At 67.2% G+C, this 14720-nt stretch carries 16 protein-coding genes and 1 tRNA gene; 5 read left to right on the plus strand and 12 right to left on the minus strand.

What is annotated here, in order from left to right; translation table 11 throughout:
• The first annotated feature begins 72 nt into the window (after window positions 1–72).
• Window positions 73–143: transfer RNA gene (locus tag ACZ7SW_RS01760), tRNA-Gly, on the plus strand.
• A 182-nt stretch (window positions 144–325) separates the two neighbouring features.
• Here ACZ7SW_RS01760 and ACZ7SW_RS01765 read toward each other — a convergent pair.
• The 4 genes from ACZ7SW_RS01765 to ACZ7SW_RS01780 form a co-directional block, all read right to left on the minus strand.
• The gene (locus ACZ7SW_RS01765) at window positions 326–766 is read right to left on the minus strand and encodes a hypothetical protein (protein ID WP_470228519.1); all 441 of its coding nucleotides are present in this window, start codon (window positions 764–766) and stop codon (window positions 326–328) included.
• Between the two features lie 28 nt (window positions 767–794).
• The gene (locus ACZ7SW_RS01770) at window positions 795–2186 is read right to left on the minus strand and encodes an amino acid permease (protein ID WP_470228520.1); all 1392 of its coding nucleotides are present in this window, start codon (window positions 2184–2186) and stop codon (window positions 795–797) included.
• A 129-nt stretch (window positions 2187–2315) separates the two neighbouring features.
• Window positions 2316–2966 carry a hypothetical protein gene (locus ACZ7SW_RS01775; protein ID WP_470228521.1) on the minus strand — a complete coding sequence of 217 codons (651 nt, stop codon included), beginning with the start codon at window positions 2964–2966 and terminating at the stop codon, window positions 2316–2318.
• A gap of 2 nt (window positions 2967–2968) precedes the next feature.
• Complete coding sequence (locus ACZ7SW_RS01780; RefSeq protein ID WP_470228522.1) at window positions 2969–3637, minus strand: hypothetical protein; 669 nt, start codon at window positions 3635–3637, stop codon at window positions 2969–2971.
• 287 nt (window positions 3638–3924) lie between these two features.
• Here ACZ7SW_RS01780 and ACZ7SW_RS01785 point away from each other — a divergent pair, with 287 nt between their 5' ends.
• Window positions 3925–4455: a GNAT family N-acetyltransferase gene (locus ACZ7SW_RS01785; protein ID WP_470228523.1), complete on the plus strand. Its 531-nt coding sequence runs from the start codon at window positions 3925–3927 to the stop codon at window positions 4453–4455.
• Between the two features lies 1 nt (window position 4456).
• Here ACZ7SW_RS01785 and ACZ7SW_RS01790 read toward each other — a convergent pair whose 3' ends face one another.
• The 4 genes from ACZ7SW_RS01790 to mug form a co-directional block, all read right to left on the minus strand.
• Window positions 4457–4732: a GlsB/YeaQ/YmgE family stress response membrane protein gene (locus ACZ7SW_RS01790; RefSeq protein ID WP_470228524.1), complete on the minus strand. Its 276-nt coding sequence runs from the start codon at window positions 4730–4732 to the stop codon at window positions 4457–4459.
• A gap of 160 nt (window positions 4733–4892) precedes the next feature.
• Window positions 4893–6737 carry an acyl-CoA dehydrogenase gene (locus tag ACZ7SW_RS01795; protein ID WP_470228525.1) on the minus strand — a complete coding sequence of 615 codons (1845 nt, stop codon included), beginning with the start codon at window positions 6735–6737 and terminating at the stop codon, window positions 4893–4895.
• A gap of 157 nt (window positions 6738–6894) precedes the next feature.
• Window positions 6895–7683, minus strand: coding sequence for a response regulator transcription factor (locus ACZ7SW_RS01800; RefSeq protein ID WP_344287626.1), 789 nt, complete (start codon window positions 7681–7683; stop codon window positions 6895–6897).
• A 245-nt stretch (window positions 7684–7928) separates the two neighbouring features.
• Window positions 7929–8507 carry a G/U mismatch-specific DNA glycosylase gene (mug, locus tag ACZ7SW_RS01805; protein WP_470228526.1) on the minus strand — a complete coding sequence of 193 codons (579 nt, stop codon included), beginning with the start codon at window positions 8505–8507 and terminating at the stop codon, window positions 7929–7931.
• Window positions 8508–8535: 28 nt separating this feature from the next.
• On the opposite strand from mug, the gene ACZ7SW_RS01810 reads away from it, so the two are divergent.
• The gene (locus ACZ7SW_RS01810) at window positions 8536–9174 is read left to right on the plus strand and encodes a class I SAM-dependent methyltransferase (protein WP_470228527.1); all 639 of its coding nucleotides are present in this window, start codon (window positions 8536–8538) and stop codon (window positions 9172–9174) included.
• A gap of 183 nt (window positions 9175–9357) precedes the next feature.
• On the opposite strand, the gene ACZ7SW_RS01815 is transcribed toward ACZ7SW_RS01810, so the two are convergent.
• Window positions 9358–9999 carry a VanZ family protein gene (locus ACZ7SW_RS01815; RefSeq protein ID WP_470228528.1) on the minus strand — a complete coding sequence of 214 codons (642 nt, stop codon included), beginning with the start codon at window positions 9997–9999 and terminating at the stop codon, window positions 9358–9360.
• A 103-nt stretch (window positions 10000–10102) separates the two neighbouring features.
• Window positions 10103–10294: a hypothetical protein gene (locus ACZ7SW_RS01820; RefSeq protein ID WP_470228529.1), complete on the minus strand. Its 192-nt coding sequence runs from the start codon at window positions 10292–10294 to the stop codon at window positions 10103–10105.
• Window positions 10295–10398: 104 nt separating this feature from the next.
• Here ACZ7SW_RS01820 and ACZ7SW_RS01825 point away from each other — a divergent pair, with 104 nt between their 5' ends.
• Window positions 10399–12087: a bifunctional metallophosphatase/5'-nucleotidase gene (locus ACZ7SW_RS01825; RefSeq protein ID WP_470228530.1), complete on the plus strand. Its 1689-nt coding sequence runs from the start codon at window positions 10399–10401 to the stop codon at window positions 12085–12087.
• A 106-nt stretch (window positions 12088–12193) separates the two neighbouring features.
• Entirely contained in the window at window positions 12194–12535 is a 342-nt protein-coding gene (locus ACZ7SW_RS01830) for an MmcQ/YjbR family DNA-binding protein (RefSeq protein ID WP_470228531.1), read from the plus strand.
• On the opposite strand, the gene ACZ7SW_RS01835 is transcribed toward ACZ7SW_RS01830, so the two are convergent.
• Together ACZ7SW_RS01835 and ACZ7SW_RS01840 are read right to left on the minus strand one after the other, a co-directional pair.
• A complete protein-coding gene (locus ACZ7SW_RS01835; RefSeq protein ID WP_470228532.1) occupies window positions 12525–14363 on the minus strand; it encodes a VanW family protein in 1839 nt (612 codons plus the stop codon). The genes ACZ7SW_RS01830 and ACZ7SW_RS01835 overlap by 11 nt on opposite strands.
• Window positions 14364–14387: 24 nt before the next feature.
• Window positions 14388–14720 carry a GroES family chaperonin gene (locus ACZ7SW_RS01840; RefSeq protein ID WP_037808959.1) on the minus strand — a complete coding sequence of 111 codons (333 nt, stop codon included), beginning with the start codon at window positions 14718–14720 and terminating at the stop codon, window positions 14388–14390.

Here is a 14720-nt window from a genome sequence, read left to right on the forward strand (position 1 = left end):
TGACCGGAGGGCGTCAAGGTGTGGCCCCGCTGGACATGGGGGTGCCGTGGTTGTGTATGCTGGCTAGGCACTGCGGATGTAGTTCAATGGTAGAACATCAGCTTCCCAAGCTGAATACGCGGGTTCGATTCCCGTCATCCGCTCTCTTGATTGTTTTCGCAGCTCATCAGGGGCGCTTTCCGGTAGCGGGAAGCGCCCCTGATGGCTTTCTCCCGGCACCATTCGGTTGCGCTATTCCCACCCTCGACGAGGTCGGCACACAACCGCCGTTGCCCCACTGATTGAGCATGACCCGCTCAGCAGTCCACTATGGACACTCGACGGATCAGGCATCCCGCTGGCCGAGCCAGGCGGTCCAGTACGCCTCCTGCTCCTCGACTGTCGCCAGCTGATCGGCTGGTGCGTCGTCGAAGGTGTCCACCAGATCAGCGCGCACAGCGCGTTGGTCCGAGCGCAGAACGTAGATTCTCCAGCCACCGCCCATGTCTCGGGCCATGCCGCTGGGGTACGTGTCCAGCCGGGAGCCTTGGACCGCGATGCGCAGGCCCTGAGGCTCCACTTGGCGGCGTATCCGGACGAGGGCTTCGAATACGTCCGGGCCGGTCGCGACGACGGGGTCGGTCTCCGGACGTATCGTCAGCTCGAGCCGATAAGCGTCTGACCTGCTGTCCGCAGTGGTCCAACAGCGCAGCCTGGCGGCATACCACTCGTCGCCTTGGACGACCAGCACCGGTCGATCAAGGCTGGGCTTCGGATCCTGGGGCATGACTCGATTCAAGCAGAACGCTCCGGGACTACCGCGTCTCGGTCATCGCGTCTTCCTTCGGAGCCGACGAAGTTGCCCTGCGGTGGAACCAGAACAACCCGCACAGCACCGCCAACCACACCACTCCTACGATCAGCGCCAGGCGGGTGTCCTCGGCGAACGCCATCACCACGAAGATGAACACCATGAACACCATCGTCAAAACCTGACCCACCGGCCAGAACGGCACCGGGAACTCCCGGCTAGCCAGATCCGACGGAGACAAACGGCGACGGGCGCGGTAGTGCGTAAGCAGGATCATGAACCAAACCCACACCGTCGCGAACGTGCCCACCGATGCGATCAGCAGGAAAGCACTGTCGGGCAACAGATAGTTCAAGACAACAGCCAGGCTCAGGGCGGCAGCGACCACCAGGACGGTCATCCACGGGATACCGTTCCGCGTCACCCGGGCCATTACCGCGGGGGCTTGGCCGCGCTGGGCCAGGCCGTAGATCATCCGGCCGGCACCGAAGATGTCGCTGTTAATAGCGGACAACGCCGCGGTCACCACGACGATGTTCAGAACCGTTGCGGCGGAGTGCAAACCCAGACCGGCGAAGATTTGGACGAAGGGGCTTCCTGAGGTGCTGATCGTGTTCCACGGGTTCAGCATCATGATGATCGCCAGGGTCGCCACGTAGAAAAGCAGGACCCGGACGGGGACCGTGTTAACCGCCTTGGGCATGGCGGTGCGCGGGTCTTCGGATTCGGCGGCGGTGAGGCCCAGGATCTCCGTGCCGCCGAAGGCGAACATCACCAAGGCGAACGAAGCGATGAAACCGCCGATGCCGTTGGGGAACCAGCCGCCGTGGGACCACAGGTTGGTGACTCCGCCGGAATCAGCACCGAGGCCGAAGATCAGGATTGCCGCGCCGCCAAGGATCATCGCGACGATGGCGACTACCTTGACCAGAGTGAACCAGAACTCTAATTCACCGTAAACCCTTACGCTGACCAGGTTCGCGGCGGCGATCACCAGGATCGTCAGCACCACCCAGATCCACCGTGGCACGTCGGGGAACCAGAACCCCATATACACAGCCAAAGCCGTCACGTCGGCGACGCAGACGATCACCATCTCGAACGCATAGGTCCAGCCGGTCAGGAATCCTGCCAGCGGACCCAGGTGTTTCCGCGCGTATTCGCCGAACGAACCGGGCGCGGGGTCGTTGACGGCCATCTCGCCCAAAGCGCGCAGGACGAAGAAAATCGCCGCTCCGCCAATGAGATACGCGAGCAGGACGGACGGTCCGGCTTTGGCGATCGTGTCCGAGGAGCCGTAGAACAATCCGGTGCCGATCGCCGAGCCCAAGGCGATGAACCGGATGTGCCTGCCGTTCAACCGGCGGCTCAAACCATCCCCGGACTTCGTCGTCATCGACGCATACCTCCCGAAGCGGCCCGCGGCGTGCGAGCGAGTCGGCACAGTAGAACTGATCCGGCCGGGACCGCCCAACCAACGACTACCCGAAAGCGTCTGCGATTTCAGACAGTCCACATAGGACCGTCAGCCCTCCACCAATTCCCACGGCGCGCCGGGTTCGGCGCGGTCGAACACCTGGCCCGGCGCGGCGAGCAGGGTCGACACGACATCCGGGTACAGCTGCACGACGTGTTCCAGTTCCAGGCCTTCCACCTCGAAGTCCTCCGCCTCGGGAACCTCGAAGCCGACGAACAGCCAGGTGCCGTCCTGCTCGCGGACGACCTGCCGGACCGCCCGCGCGGGTGCGGCGGCGGTCGTGCCGATTTCGGTCAGTCCGGTGCTCAGCTGGACTTCTTCCAGCGGCGAACCGGGATGCGTCCAGGCGGCGATCCGGGCGTCGCGGTGGACGAGATCCTCGTCCAGGTCATCGGAATCCGACACCGAGCTGAGCAGCCAGGTACGGCGTTCCGGATCCCAGTCCGCGGCCATCCCGGCGGGCACGCCGGCCAGCGCGACCAGGTGCGGCAGCAGGGCCACCGCCTCGCGCAGGACCATCGCGCCGAACACCTGGCGGTTGACCTCCATGTCCTCTTCGAACTCGGCGCCGTCGCTGATGAACCAGTCGTCGTCATCGTCGAGGACGACGAAAGCCAGTTTCTCCGGGTGCTCCACCAGCTCGTGCGCGATGATCACCGGGGATTCCGGGTCCTGTCGCAGCGGCCATTCCTCGGACATGTTCACTCCCCGTCGTCGATTACCTGCAACCACTCGGCATCCGGCGCCTCGCGGAAGAACACTTCGCCCGGCTCCGCGTCCAGCAGCTCGACCACATCCGGATACAGCTCGGCTACGTGCCCGAGCTCCAGCGTGTCAACCTCGACCTCGGTCTGCTCGTCGGGGTCGGGAACCTCGAAGCCGACGAACATCCACGTGCCGTCGTCTTCCCGGCTCACGTACCGCACGCCGCGGGCCGGAGCGTCCGCCGCCGTGCTGATTTCCATCAGCCCCAGGCTGAGGTTCACCTCGTCCATCGGCGACCCGGCGTGCGGCCAAGCGGCGGCGCGGGCCTCCCGGTACGCGCGGGCCTCCTCGTCCTCGCTCGGGACGAGCGGCGAAATCAGCACCCAGGACGCGCTGTCAGCGTCCCAGTTCGCGCCCATCCCGGCGGGCAGTTTGGCGAGCGCCGTCAGCTGCGGCAACTTCTCGACGACATCGTGCAGGCACATCGAGGCGAACTGCTCCTCGTCGAGTTCCGGGTCGTCGCCGAACTCCGAACCGTCGCTGACGAACCAGCCTTCCTCGTCGTCGAGAAGCACGTGATCCAGATGTTCCGGATGCTCGATCAAACCCCGCGCGACGAGCACCGCCGCGTGCGGTTCCTGCCTCATCGGCCAGTCTTCGGACATGCCCGCTCCCACCCCTCGCGTGTCGCTGCGGGCCCATCCCACCAGACCCGCCCGGCCAGGTGCACAGCGCGTCCACGGAACGTCTCGGGGTGAGAGCGCATCGCGGACGCAAGGCCGGCCGCGAGTTCCGCGTCCCGCTGAACATCTTCCGCACCGACGACGGATCAGTCGTCGCGCTCACCTACGGCCGGACGCCCGCGGTCATAAATACCGCGTGCGTGATCCGGAACTCGTGCATCATGAAGCGTCACGGATTTCCTTGGGCTTAAACGAGAATAAGGGGCCAGATGCTCACGGGGAAGCTAGTGCGGCTGCGCGCGATCGAACCCTCGGACGCCGAATCGATCTACCGGTGGATCCACGACCCGGAGGTCGGGCGGTACATGACCGGCGATTACCCGCGTTCGCTCGCCCAGTTGCGCAAGCGGGGCGAGGAACGCCCGGTGAATACCTACGAGAACGTCGTGCTCGGCATCGAAGCGATCGAAGCCGGCAAGCTGATCGGCGTCGTCGACCTGCGGGACGCACGCCCAGAGATCGGCCGCGCCGAGCTGGACATCTACATCGGCGAGACCGACCACTGGGACGGCGGTTACGGCACTGAGGCTTTAAAACTCATGTGCCGCTATGGATTCAACGTGATGCGGCTGCACCTGATCGCGCTCTGGGTGGTCGCCGAGAACGAGCGCGCGCGGCACGTCTACCGCAAGGTCGGGTTCGTGGAGGACGGCAGGCACCGCGAATGCCATCGCGGGCCTGACGGCCAGTACCACGACATGTACCTGATGAGCCTGCTCGAGCCGGAACTGAACGACTGAGCTAGCTCTTGACCTGCCGCTTGCCCCACAGGCTGGCGGCAAGCGTCACGCCGATCGCGGCGAGCACGACCTGGGTGATGATCTCCAGCCAGTCGATGCCCTTGGTATCCGCGTAGCCGAGCCCGCGCGCGATCGCGGTGCCGACGAACGCGGCGACGATGCCCACCAGGATCGTCAGCCAGATCGGAATCGATTGTTTGCCGGGTGCGACCAACTTGCCGACCAGGCCGAGAATCAGGCCGATCACGACCGCGCTGATGATGCCGGAAACCGCCATGGCGTAGCTCCTTCTGCCGATAGGACCGGGCCCGACCGGTTTAACCCGGAACCCGGGGCGCCAAACCCGGCTTACCGCCCGGATGGGGCCGCCGCCACTGGAAGCACGAAAAATGCCCCGGTCCGGGTGCGGAGCGGGGCATTTTTCCGGCGAGTGCGAATCAGAACGCGGCTTCGTCGATCTCCATCAGCGCGTTGTCCGCGGCCTCCACGATGGCGCGGCGCGAGGTCAGCTCCGGCAGCACGCTCTTCGCGAAGAACGACGCCACCGCCAGCTTGCCCTCGTAGAACGGCTTGTCCTTGGCCGACGCGCCGTTGTCGAGCTTGGCCAGCGCGACCTCGGCGCCCTGCAGCAGCTTCCAGCCGACCAGCAGGTCGCCGACCGACATCAGCAGCCGCACGGTGTGCTGGCCGACCTTGTTGATGTTCTGCGGGTCTTCCTGCGACGAGGTCAGGTAGCCGATCAGCGAGCCCAGCATGCCCTGGGTGTCCTCGAGCGCCTGCTTGAGCAGCGCGCGCTCGTTCTTGAGCCGGCCGTTGCCCGCCTCGGACTCGATGAACTTGGTGATCTCGCCTGCCACGAACGCGAGCGCCTGGCCCTTGTCGCGGACGATCTTCCGGAAGAAGAAGTCCAGCGACTGGATGGCCGTGGTGCCCTCGTACAGCGAGTCGATCTTCGCGTCGCGGATGTACTGCTCGATCGGGTAGTCCTGCAGGAAGCCGGAACCGCCGAGCGTCTGCAGGGACTGCACGAGCTGTTCGGTGGCGCGCTCGGAACCGACGCCCTTGACGATCGGCAGCAGCAGGTCGTTGACGCTGTGCGCCAGCTTCAGGGCGGCTTCGTCGCCCTCTCCGGTCCACAGCTGGTCCTGGAACGACGCGGTATACAGGTAGATCGCGCGCAGGCCCTCGGCGTACGCCTTCTGCAGCATCAGCGAACGACGCACGTCGGGGTGGTGCGTGATCGTGACGCGCGGCGCGGCCTTGTTCAGCATGTTCGGCAGGTCAGCGCCCTGCACGCGCTCCTTGGCGTACTCCAGCGCGTTCAGGTAACCCGTGGACAGCGTGGCGATCGCCTTGGTGCCGACCATCATCCGGGCGTACTCGATGACCTGGAACATCTGCGCGATGCCGTCGTGCACCTCGCCGAGCAGCCAGCCCTTGGCCGGGGTGCCGTGCTGGCCGAAGGTCAGCTCGCACGTGGTGGACACCTTGATGCCCATCTTGTGCTCGATGTTGGTGACGTAGGCGCCGTTGCGCTCTCCGAGGTCACCGGTCTTGGAATCGAAGTGGAACTTCGGGACCAGGAACAGCGACAGGCCCTTGGTGCCCGGCTTGGTCTCGATGCCGGGACCCTCGGGACGGGCCAGCACCAGGTGCATGATGTTCTCGACCATGTCGTTCTCGGCCGAGGTGATGAACCGCTTCACGCCGTCGATGTGCCAGGAGCCGTCCTCCTGTTTGACCGCCTTCGTGCGGCCCGCGCCGACGTCCGAACCGGCGTCCGGCTCGGTGAGCACCATGGTCGCTCCCCAGCCGCGGTCGATCATCAGCTGAGCCCAGTGCTTCTGCTCTTCGGTGCCGTTCTTGTCCACGATCATGGCGAAGTTCGGGCCCGCCAGGTACATGAACAGCGGGGCGTTCGCGCCGAGGATCAGCTCGGCCGCGGCCCACTGCACCGTCGGGGGCAGGCCGAAGCCGCCCAGGTCGTTGGTGAGGCCGAGACGCCACCATTCGCCGTCCACGAGCGCCTTGTAGCTCTTCTTGAACGACTCGGGGATCGTCACGCTGAACGTCTTGGGGTCATACACCGGCGGGTTGCGGTCCGCGTCGGCGTAGGACTCGGCGAGCGGGCCGGTGGCGAGCTTGTTCAGCTCGGACAAGACGCCGCGGGCGGTCTCCTCGTCCGATTCGGCGAGCACGCCCTTGCCGAGCCGTTCCTGCACGCCGAGTACCTCGAAGAGGTTGAACTCCAGGTCTCGGACGTTGCTCTTGTAGTGGCCCATGTCGTCACTCCGTGTCGTGTTCGGCTTTCCGGCCGGGCACTGGTTCCCTTACTCGCCGGTAACATCAGGATATTACCTACCAGTAACCAGAGCAAGCGAATCCGCCCTTCCAGGGGTGGCAATTCGCTCGGAATGACGGGTCGACCAGGGATCGACCTCACCGGGTGCTGCGCGCCACGGCCTCCTGCACGGCCGGGGGACCGGCGCTGTCGTCGAGCTGGGGGACGAGGATGCCGCTGCGGAAGGCGATGGTGACCGCGTGTGTGCGGTCGCGGGCGGAGAGCTTGCGGAGAATGCTCTTCACGTGGGTCCGCACGGTTTCCACGGACAGGAAAAGCAGTTTCGCGATCCCGGAGTTCTCCAGGCCTTCGGCGACGAGCTGCAGAACCTGGTACTCGCGCCGGGAAAGCGGCATGGCGCCCTTGGGCTGCACGAGGTGCCCGTCGACCGGAGCGGCTCTCGGCGACGGTTCGCGCTTGGGCCGCGCGGTGAGCGCGGACAGCGCCGGGTCGATGTAGCGCCGGTCGTGGTGCGCGCGCCGGACCGCCTCGGCGAGCCGCCGGGAATCGACCGCACGCGGCACGATGGCGTGCGCACCCGCGCCGATGGCCGCGGCGAGGTACTGCTGGGTGCGGTTGGTGTCGCGCACCAGGGTGACCAGCACGAGTGCCGGGTCGCCCGCGTTGAGCAGCTTCGCGAGATGGCAGTTGGGGTCGAGCGCGGAGTCGAGGATCACGACGTCCGGGCGGACCTGTTCGCACAACTGCATCGCCGCGTGGTGGCTCGCCGCCTGGCCGGACCAGTGCAGGCCCAGCGTGCGGTGCACCATCGCCGCGATGCCCTCGCGGAAAATCGGGATGGGGTCGACCACTGCGACTCCCAGGCTTCGACCGCCGGCTGGTTGACCGGCCGACATGGGCGTTCGGTGGGGCTCGATGCCACGCATCTCGGGCCTCCGTCCTCGAGGTCGCTCCCGGTGACCGGCACGCCCCCTCGGCGTGCCCGCCGGTCCCCCCTGCCGGAACCGGCCGGGAACGACACCTTGTCCCTGGTTCGACTCCGCCGAGAGCAGCTTGTGACGCGGTTTCCCCCTCATGGCCGTAACGGGTGGTCGCAGCAAACTCTGAGTAGAAAAGAGGTCTGGAGATGCGGGCTAACGGCGCAGCGAGGGTCCGCCCAGGTGGGTTAGCTCTACTGAGGGTTTAACTGCTCGGGTGAATCTCCGATGACCGCCTGTGCGCGCAGCCGGCCGAACTCCTCGGCGAGGGTTTTCGGGGTCCAGTGGGCGTTCAAACCGCTGGGGTTGGGCAGAAGCCAGACCTTGGTTGTCCCGATTGTCCGTTCTTGCGGCCCGACGGCGGCACGCCGATCGCCGAACGCGACGCGGTAGGCGGTGATCCCCACCACTGCCAGCCAGCGCGGGCGGTACTTCCGGACCTTCTTGGTCAGGATTTCGCCGCCTTCGCGGAGTTCGTCGTCAGTCAGCTCGTCGGCGCGGGCGGTGGTCCGGGCTACGACGTTGGTGATGCCGAGGCCCAGGTCGAGGAGCTGGTCCTGTTCGCTCGGGTCCAGCAGACGAGGGGTGAAACCGCTGGCGTGGAGAGCGGGCCAGAAACGGTTGCCGGGGCGGGCGAAGTGCAGGCCGAGCGCGCCGGAGTAGAGGCCGGGGTTGATGCCGCAGAACAGCACGTTCAGGTTGGGGGCCAGGACGTCCGGAATGGTGGCCCCGTGCGCGGCGAGCTGTTCGGCCTTGGTGGGTTTCGCGGGCATGGGTCCAGTTTCCGGCACGCTGGGCGACATGAGCGCGACGCCTGACGGCTGCCCGGTCGACCTCTATCTGGAGCTGCCCGCCGCTGCTGAGCCGGAGGTGATTCACGGTGCGATTCCGGCGGGTGCCGCGGTGCTCGAACTCGGCTGCGGGGCCGGGCGGGTGACGCATCCGCTGCTCGCGCTGGGACATCCGGTGGTCGCGGTGGATGAATCGGCGGAGATGCTCGCGCACGTCCGAGGCGCCGAGACCGTCTGCGCGCGGATCGACGAGCTTCGGCTGGACCGGCGGTTCCCGGTCGTCGTGCTGGGCAGCCATCTGGTCAACGGGCCGGACCGGCAGGCGCTGCTCGTCGCGGCGCGGCGGCAGCTGGCTCCTGGCGGACAGCTGTTGGCCGAATGGCATCCGCCCGAATGGTTCGACCAGGTCTCCGATGGCTCGGGCGGACGGCTGGGCGAGGTGCGCATCGCCCTCGAAGACGTCCGCCGGGATGGCGACCGGCTCTCCGCCACCGTCCGCTACTCCCTCGGCGACCGGACCTGGAAACAGTCCTTCACCTGCGAAAGCTTCCCCCTCGAACCCGCGCTCGCGCAGGCCGGGCTGAGGTTCGGCCGCTGGGTCACCGCTGACCGGGACTGGTTCTCCGCACGACCTTCGAACGCGGGGTAGCCAACGCGGCGCCCGGATCGGTAGCCTGTGTGATCTCTCGCACAACGGCGTCGATGAGGAGAGCACATGCAACTGTGGCTAGTGCTCGGCCTGGTAGCACTGATCATCGCCATAGCTTCGCTGATCGTGATCCTGGAAGACCGCCGCGCGGCGCGCCAAGCCGCGATCGCGAGACGTGCCCGGTTAGCGCGTCTTGGCGAGGTCGATCCGCTCGCTCCGGGCAGGCTCCACGCGGAGGGTTGAAGAGATCGGCCGGAGAGCGAGCAGCAGCGCCCCGGCCAGCCAGCCGAATCCGGCGCCGAAGGTGTTGGTCATGAGGTCGTCGACGTCGAAGATGCGGTAGACGAACGGCGCGGTCCCGAAGTTCGCCGTGAGCTGGGTGATCTCGACGGCCAGTGAGGCCGCGAAACCGATCGCCAACGCGCCCACCAGACCGCGCCGCCACAGCACCCGGGCGAAGAAACCGAGCGGGACGAACAACAGCACGTTCATCGCGGCCTGCTGGAAGGTCTGCGTGGTGAACCAGTCCGCCGCCGAGAGCCCGTGTTTCACCAGCTCGGTGTGGATGTCCGCGATCCACTGGAACGGCTGCAGCTGCACGGTCTGCTCCAGCCGGCGGCTGTTCGGGCCGGGCAGCGGCAGGAAGACGACCGCCAGCGCCATGCACGCGTAGAACACGACCGCCGCGGTGGTCACCAGGCCGCGCAACCGCAGCCGGCCATGGCGCGCGAACTGGAGTACGAGCTGCGGGATCAGGATCGTCGCCCATACGGCGAGGAACCCGATGAACCCGTACTGCAGGGCGGTGACCTGTGCGTTCGTCATGCCAAGAACGCTATTGATCTTCCGGCGCGGACACTTCGGTCGAAGAGCCCGAGGGTCTGGACCACAGATCGGCCAGATGGCCGAGTGCTCGCCGACCGATCGGTCAGCGCTCGCGCGAAGGCGGTTCGTCGTCCCGATCCGCGCGTTCCGAACGCCAGGCCGCGAAGACGGTGCCGACGATCAGCAACAGGACCACGCCAAGCACGAGCACGACGAGCTGCAGTTCCATTTTGTCCCCCTCGGCACCCAACGCACAGATCGGCGCGGCGCGGGCGAACGTTACCGAAACTTTCATCCGGCTCCGGCCGTTCCGCCCTGGTCAGGACCGTCCGATTTGGGCAAACTGCTTCGCCGGGCGTCCGCATCAGGGGTCAAGCGGGCGCGAACACCGGAGGAAACATGAAGCTCTTCACCCGGCTCGCGGCGACCGCCGCGGCCGCACTGGCCACCGTGGCCGGCACGAGCGCGCCCGCCGAGGCCGCACAGACCGCGGACGTCCGGATCATCGCGTTCAACGACCTGCACGGGAACCTCGAACCGCCGTCCGGATCGGGCGGCCGGATCACGCTCCCGGACGGGACCAAGGTGGACGCGGGCGGCGCGGCCTACCTCGCGACGCACGTCAAGCAACTCGAATCGCAGGTGCGCGATTCGATGGTGCTGTCCTCGGGCGACAACATCGGCGCGTCGCCGGTCATCTCCGCGTTGTTCCACGACGAACCGACTATGGACTTCCTCAACGAAATCGGCGTGAAGGCGTCCGTGGTGGGCAACCACGAGTTCGACGAGGGCTACCGGGAACTGCTGCGCATGCAGTTCGGCGGCTGCAACAAGACCGACGGCTGCCAGTTCCGCAAGAGCTACGAGGGCGCGCGTTTCCCGCTGCTCGAGTCCAATGTGTACTTCGACAACGGACTGCCCGCGCTGCTGCCGTTCAGCATCCAGTACTCCGGCGGCGTTCCGGTCGGCGTCATCGGCGCGACGCTCAAGGACCTCCCGTCGGTGGTGACGCCGGAAGCCATCAAGGGCCTCAAGTTCGGCGACGAGGTCGAGGCGATCAACCGCACCGCGAACATCCTCGACCGGCTCGGCGTGAAGGCCCAGGTCGTGCTGCTGCACCAGGGCGACGAGGCGCTGCCCGGCGCCGGTCCGAACGATTGCAAGGTCCAGCCGGACGGCGACGCCGCGACCATCGCGAAGAACGTGACGCCGAAGGTCGACGCGATCTTCACCGCGCACAGCCACCAGCAGTACAACTGCGTCGTCAACGACCCGGCGGGCCAGCCGCGACCGGTGATCCAAGGCGCGTCGTTCGGCAGGCTGCTGTCGGTCGTGGACCTGAAGATCGACCGCCGCACGCGCGACGTCGTCCGGTCGCAGACCAAGGCGCACAACGAGATCGTCACCCGCGACGTCACGCCGGACCCGGCCGTGACGAAGCTCGTCGACGAGGCCAAGACGAAGGCCGCGCCGATCGCGAACAAGCAGGTCGGCACCATCACCGCGGACCTGCCCGCAGCGGGTGCGGCTTCCGGCGAATCGCCGCTCGGCGACGTGATCGCCGACGCCCAGCTCGAAGCGACCAAGTCGAACAACGCCGTGATCGCGATGACGAACCCGGGCGGCATCCGCGCCGACCTGACGTACAAGTCGTCGTCGGCAGGGGAAGGCGACGGCGTCGTCACCTACGGCGAGGCGTTCACCGTGCAGCCGTTCTCGAACATCATGCAGACGATCACGCTCACCGGCACGAACCTGAAGAACGTGCTGGAACAGCAGTGGGGCCAGTCCGGCGGCACCAAGATCCTGCAGATCTCGAAGTCGCTGCACTACACGTATTCGGCGGCCGCTCCGGTCGGCTCGCGGGTTTCGAACCTCACGATCAACGGCACGGCGGTCGACCCGGCGGCCAAGTACCGGGTGTCGGTGAACAACTTCCTCGCCGCTGGCGGGGATGGGTTCACCGAGTTCACCAAGGGCACCGACCTGGCTGGTGGGCCGGTGGATCTGGACGCGTTCATCGCTTACCTCGGTGCGCACCCGGGCATCGCTCCGCCGCCTGCGGACCGGATCACCGCGACTCCGTAAGCGAAGTCCGTGAGGGGAACCCTGAGGGACTCTGATTCCCTCAGGGTTCCCCTCACGGCTTTTGGGCTCTCGTTTGTCCAAGACACAGGCGGGTCGGCGGGGGACGATGGTCGGCATGACGATGACCTGGGACGACGTGACCGCGTGGGCGCAGGCGGAGCTGGCCGAGACCGAGGTGTCGACCTGGTACCGGACACCCGCGCTGAAGGTGGCGGGCAAGGGCTACGCGCGACTGCGCACCGAGGCCGAAGGCGGTCTGGTGCTGTTCGTCGGCCTTGATGAGAAGGCCGCGCTGCTCGCCTCAGGCGATCCGGCCTTCTTCACCACGCCGCACTACGACGGCCACGGCTCGATCCTCGTGCACCTCGACCGGGTCGATCCGCAGCAGCTGCGGGAGCTGCTCACCGAGTCGTGGCGGTCGAAAGCCCCGGCGCGGCTCAGCAAATGACGATCGGCTGCGGCGAGTACGTCGTGCTGCGGCTTTCCTCGCGGACCTCGCCGCCGCTGGCCAAGTCGTAGAACACCCGGGTGTCGCTGACGGTGAACCCGGACGCGCCCGGCGAAGCGTGACACTGGCCGTCCGGACCGGGGCCGAGCTGCACCGTCGGCGGCAATTGATTCGACGGCGCGCCGCTGCGGCCTTCGACGCGGAAGTGTTTGGTACCCCAGATCTTCACCGTCACTGAACCGCCGCTGACGCTCGCCTGGATCGCGAATCCGGTCGGATCGTTGTTGGCCAGCTTGAGGTCCACGGCGTTGCCGGAACTGTCCACTGCCACCGCGTCGCGGCCCGCCGGGTAGCGGTTGATGAAGTGGTCGTGCGCCGCGTGGCCGCCGTCGCCGAGGCCGGCCAGGTAAGCCGCGTTGTACAAAGTGGACGAAAGCTGCGACAGGCCGCCGCCGGACACCGCCGGGCCGGTGCCGTCCTCGTCGACCGGCGCGGACGCGTAACCGCCGCCGCGATAGTCGTTGAGGCTGAACGATTCTCCCGGCTTCACGAGGACGCCGTTGACGCGTCCGGCGAGCGTGGCGACGTTCGCCGCGGCCGGGCCGCTGAGCCCGCCGGTCGTGTACTCGCCGATGACCTCCTTGACGCCCAGCGCGTTCGCGCCGTCGGTGGTCAGCGTCGGGTGCTTCTGGTCGTAGGCGACCGGCAGATCGCGGCCGGTCGGCTTGGTGAGCACGTCGGTGAGGGACTTGAAAGTGTTGGCCCAGTTGATCTTTCGCCCGTCCTCAGACGGTGTGACGGCCGGTGCGCCGGAATCGAGGCTGATCTGCGCGTCCTTGCTGTTCGCCTCGGTGGACGCCAGGTCCGGCTGGACGGCCGCGCGCAGTTTCTCCTGATCGATCCGCAGTTCGAGACCGCCGCCCCCGTTCGGCTGGAACTGGAACGACGACGCGATCGCCGACGGCTGCAGCGTGCTGTCCTTTCCCTGTCCGTGCAGCACAACGGGCGCGGCGACCGCGGGCGCGACCACGGTGTCCAGCAGCCGGTGCACATCGGCGGAGGTGGTTTGGGCCGGAGTCACGGCCATCTTCAGCGTGACGCCGCGCGGGGAAAGCCAGTCCGCCACCACGGTTTGCACCGCGGCCGGGACGTCGGTCAGTTCCTGGCCCTGCCGCGGCTCGACCGCATAGGCGGTGACGCCGTTCGACTCCTTCGGCGTGAACCCGATGCTGCCCTCGACCAGCGGATGGTTGAGCTGTTTCCCGGCAAGCTGCTGTACCGCGTCGGTCACCTCGAGCTGGTCACTGCGCGTCACGACGCCCACCTCGCGGGTGGTGAAGAACGACAGCAACCGCGTGACCGGACTCCACGGCTGGTGCCCGGCCTGGGCGAGCGTGCCCGGCCAATCGAGGCCGAGCCCGGAATCCGCGGGCACGAGGGTCCCGGTGACGTCACCGGCGTGGATCGCCACCGGACGGGTCAGCCGGGGCTGGAGTTCGGTGTGGAGCTTGGCTTCGGCCTCGGCGTAGGACAGGTCGCCGACGTCGATGCCGGCCACCTGCACGCCGCGCGGCACGTCGCCGGCGCTGGTCATCAGGTCGATCGTGTAGGCCAGCACGAACAGTCCGAGCAGACAGCCGACGATCATGAACGTGCGGCCGACGCGTTTGCGGAACCGGCGGAAGCGGGTGTTCGGCGGTGGGGGCGCGTCGGCCACCGCGAAGATCTCCGTGGCCAGATCGGGTTCGCCGACCAGGGCGGGGTCGTTCAGCAGCTCGTCGCTCAGCAGGTCGTCGGCGAAAGCCGACGAACGGTCTTCTTCACGCAACGCCTGCCTCCCCTGGTACGGGAGCTACAGGTACAGCCCCGTGCCGTGTTCGGTCCGCTCCGTGGCCACCGCGTGGATGTCGCGTTCGCGCATCACCAGGTGGCCTTCGCCCTGGATCTCGACCTCGAGCTGGTCCTCCGGATTGAAGAGCACCCGGTCGCCCTGCTTGACGTTCCGCACGCTGTTGCCGACACCCAGTACATCACCCCAAACCAGCCTGCGCGCGACTTGCGCGGTGGCGGGAATCACGATGCCGCCGCTGCTGCGGCGCTCGCCTTCCTCCTGCGACAACCGCACGAGGACGCGGTCGTGCAGCATCTGGATCTCGAGCTTCGGCGTGTCCGGCACGCCAGCCAT

The sequence above is a fragment of the Amycolatopsis sp. NPDC114484 genome, assembly GCF_055633755.1.

What these genes read in the sequence shown, in the direction of transcription:
- ACZ7SW_RS01815 (WP_470228528.1), bottom strand. Translation starts at nt 9,999, where the DNA reads ATGACGAACGCACAGGTCACCGCCCTGCAGTACGGGTTCATCGGGTTC.
- ACZ7SW_RS01795 (WP_470228525.1), bottom strand. Translation starts at nt 6,737, where the DNA reads ATGGGCCACTACAAGAGCAACGTCCGAGACCTGGAGTTCAACCTCTTC.
- ACZ7SW_RS01830 (WP_470228531.1), top strand. Translation starts at nt 12,194, where the DNA reads ATGGTCGGCATGACGATGACCTGGGACGACGTGACCGCGTGGGCGCAG.
- mug (WP_470228526.1), bottom strand. Translation starts at nt 8,507, where the DNA reads ATGCCCGCGAAACCCACCAAGGCCGAACAGCTCGCCGCGCACGGGGCC.
- ACZ7SW_RS01785 (WP_470228523.1), top strand. Translation starts at nt 3,925, where the DNA reads ATGCTCACGGGGAAGCTAGTGCGGCTGCGCGCGATCGAACCCTCGGAC.
- ACZ7SW_RS01780 (WP_470228522.1), bottom strand. Translation starts at nt 3,637, where the DNA reads ATGTCCGAAGACTGGCCGATGAGGCAGGAACCGCACGCGGCGGTGCTC.
- ACZ7SW_RS01770 (WP_470228520.1), bottom strand. Translation starts at nt 2,186, where the DNA reads ATGACGACGAAGTCCGGGGATGGTTTGAGCCGCCGGTTGAACGGCAGG.
- ACZ7SW_RS01800 (WP_344287626.1), bottom strand. Translation starts at nt 7,683, where the DNA reads ATGCGTGGCATCGAGCCCCACCGAACGCCCATGTCGGCCGGTCAACCA.
- ACZ7SW_RS01820 (WP_470228529.1), bottom strand. Translation starts at nt 10,294, where the DNA reads ATGAAAGTTTCGGTAACGTTCGCCCGCGCCGCGCCGATCTGTGCGTTG.
- ACZ7SW_RS01825 (WP_470228530.1), top strand. Translation starts at nt 10,399, where the DNA reads ATGAAGCTCTTCACCCGGCTCGCGGCGACCGCCGCGGCCGCACTGGCC.
- ACZ7SW_RS01790 (WP_470228524.1), bottom strand. Translation starts at nt 4,732, where the DNA reads ATGGCGGTTTCCGGCATCATCAGCGCGGTCGTGATCGGCCTGATTCTC.
- ACZ7SW_RS01810 (WP_470228527.1), top strand. Translation starts at nt 8,536, where the DNA reads ATGAGCGCGACGCCTGACGGCTGCCCGGTCGACCTCTATCTGGAGCTG.
- ACZ7SW_RS01765 (WP_470228519.1), bottom strand. Translation starts at nt 766, where the DNA reads ATGCCCCAGGATCCGAAGCCCAGCCTTGATCGACCGGTGCTGGTCGTC.
- ACZ7SW_RS01775 (WP_470228521.1), bottom strand. Translation starts at nt 2,966, where the DNA reads ATGTCCGAGGAATGGCCGCTGCGACAGGACCCGGAATCCCCGGTGATC.
- ACZ7SW_RS01840 (WP_037808959.1), bottom strand. Translation starts at nt 14,720, where the DNA reads ATGGCTGGCGTGCCGGACACGCCGAAGCTCGAGATCCAGATGCTGCAC.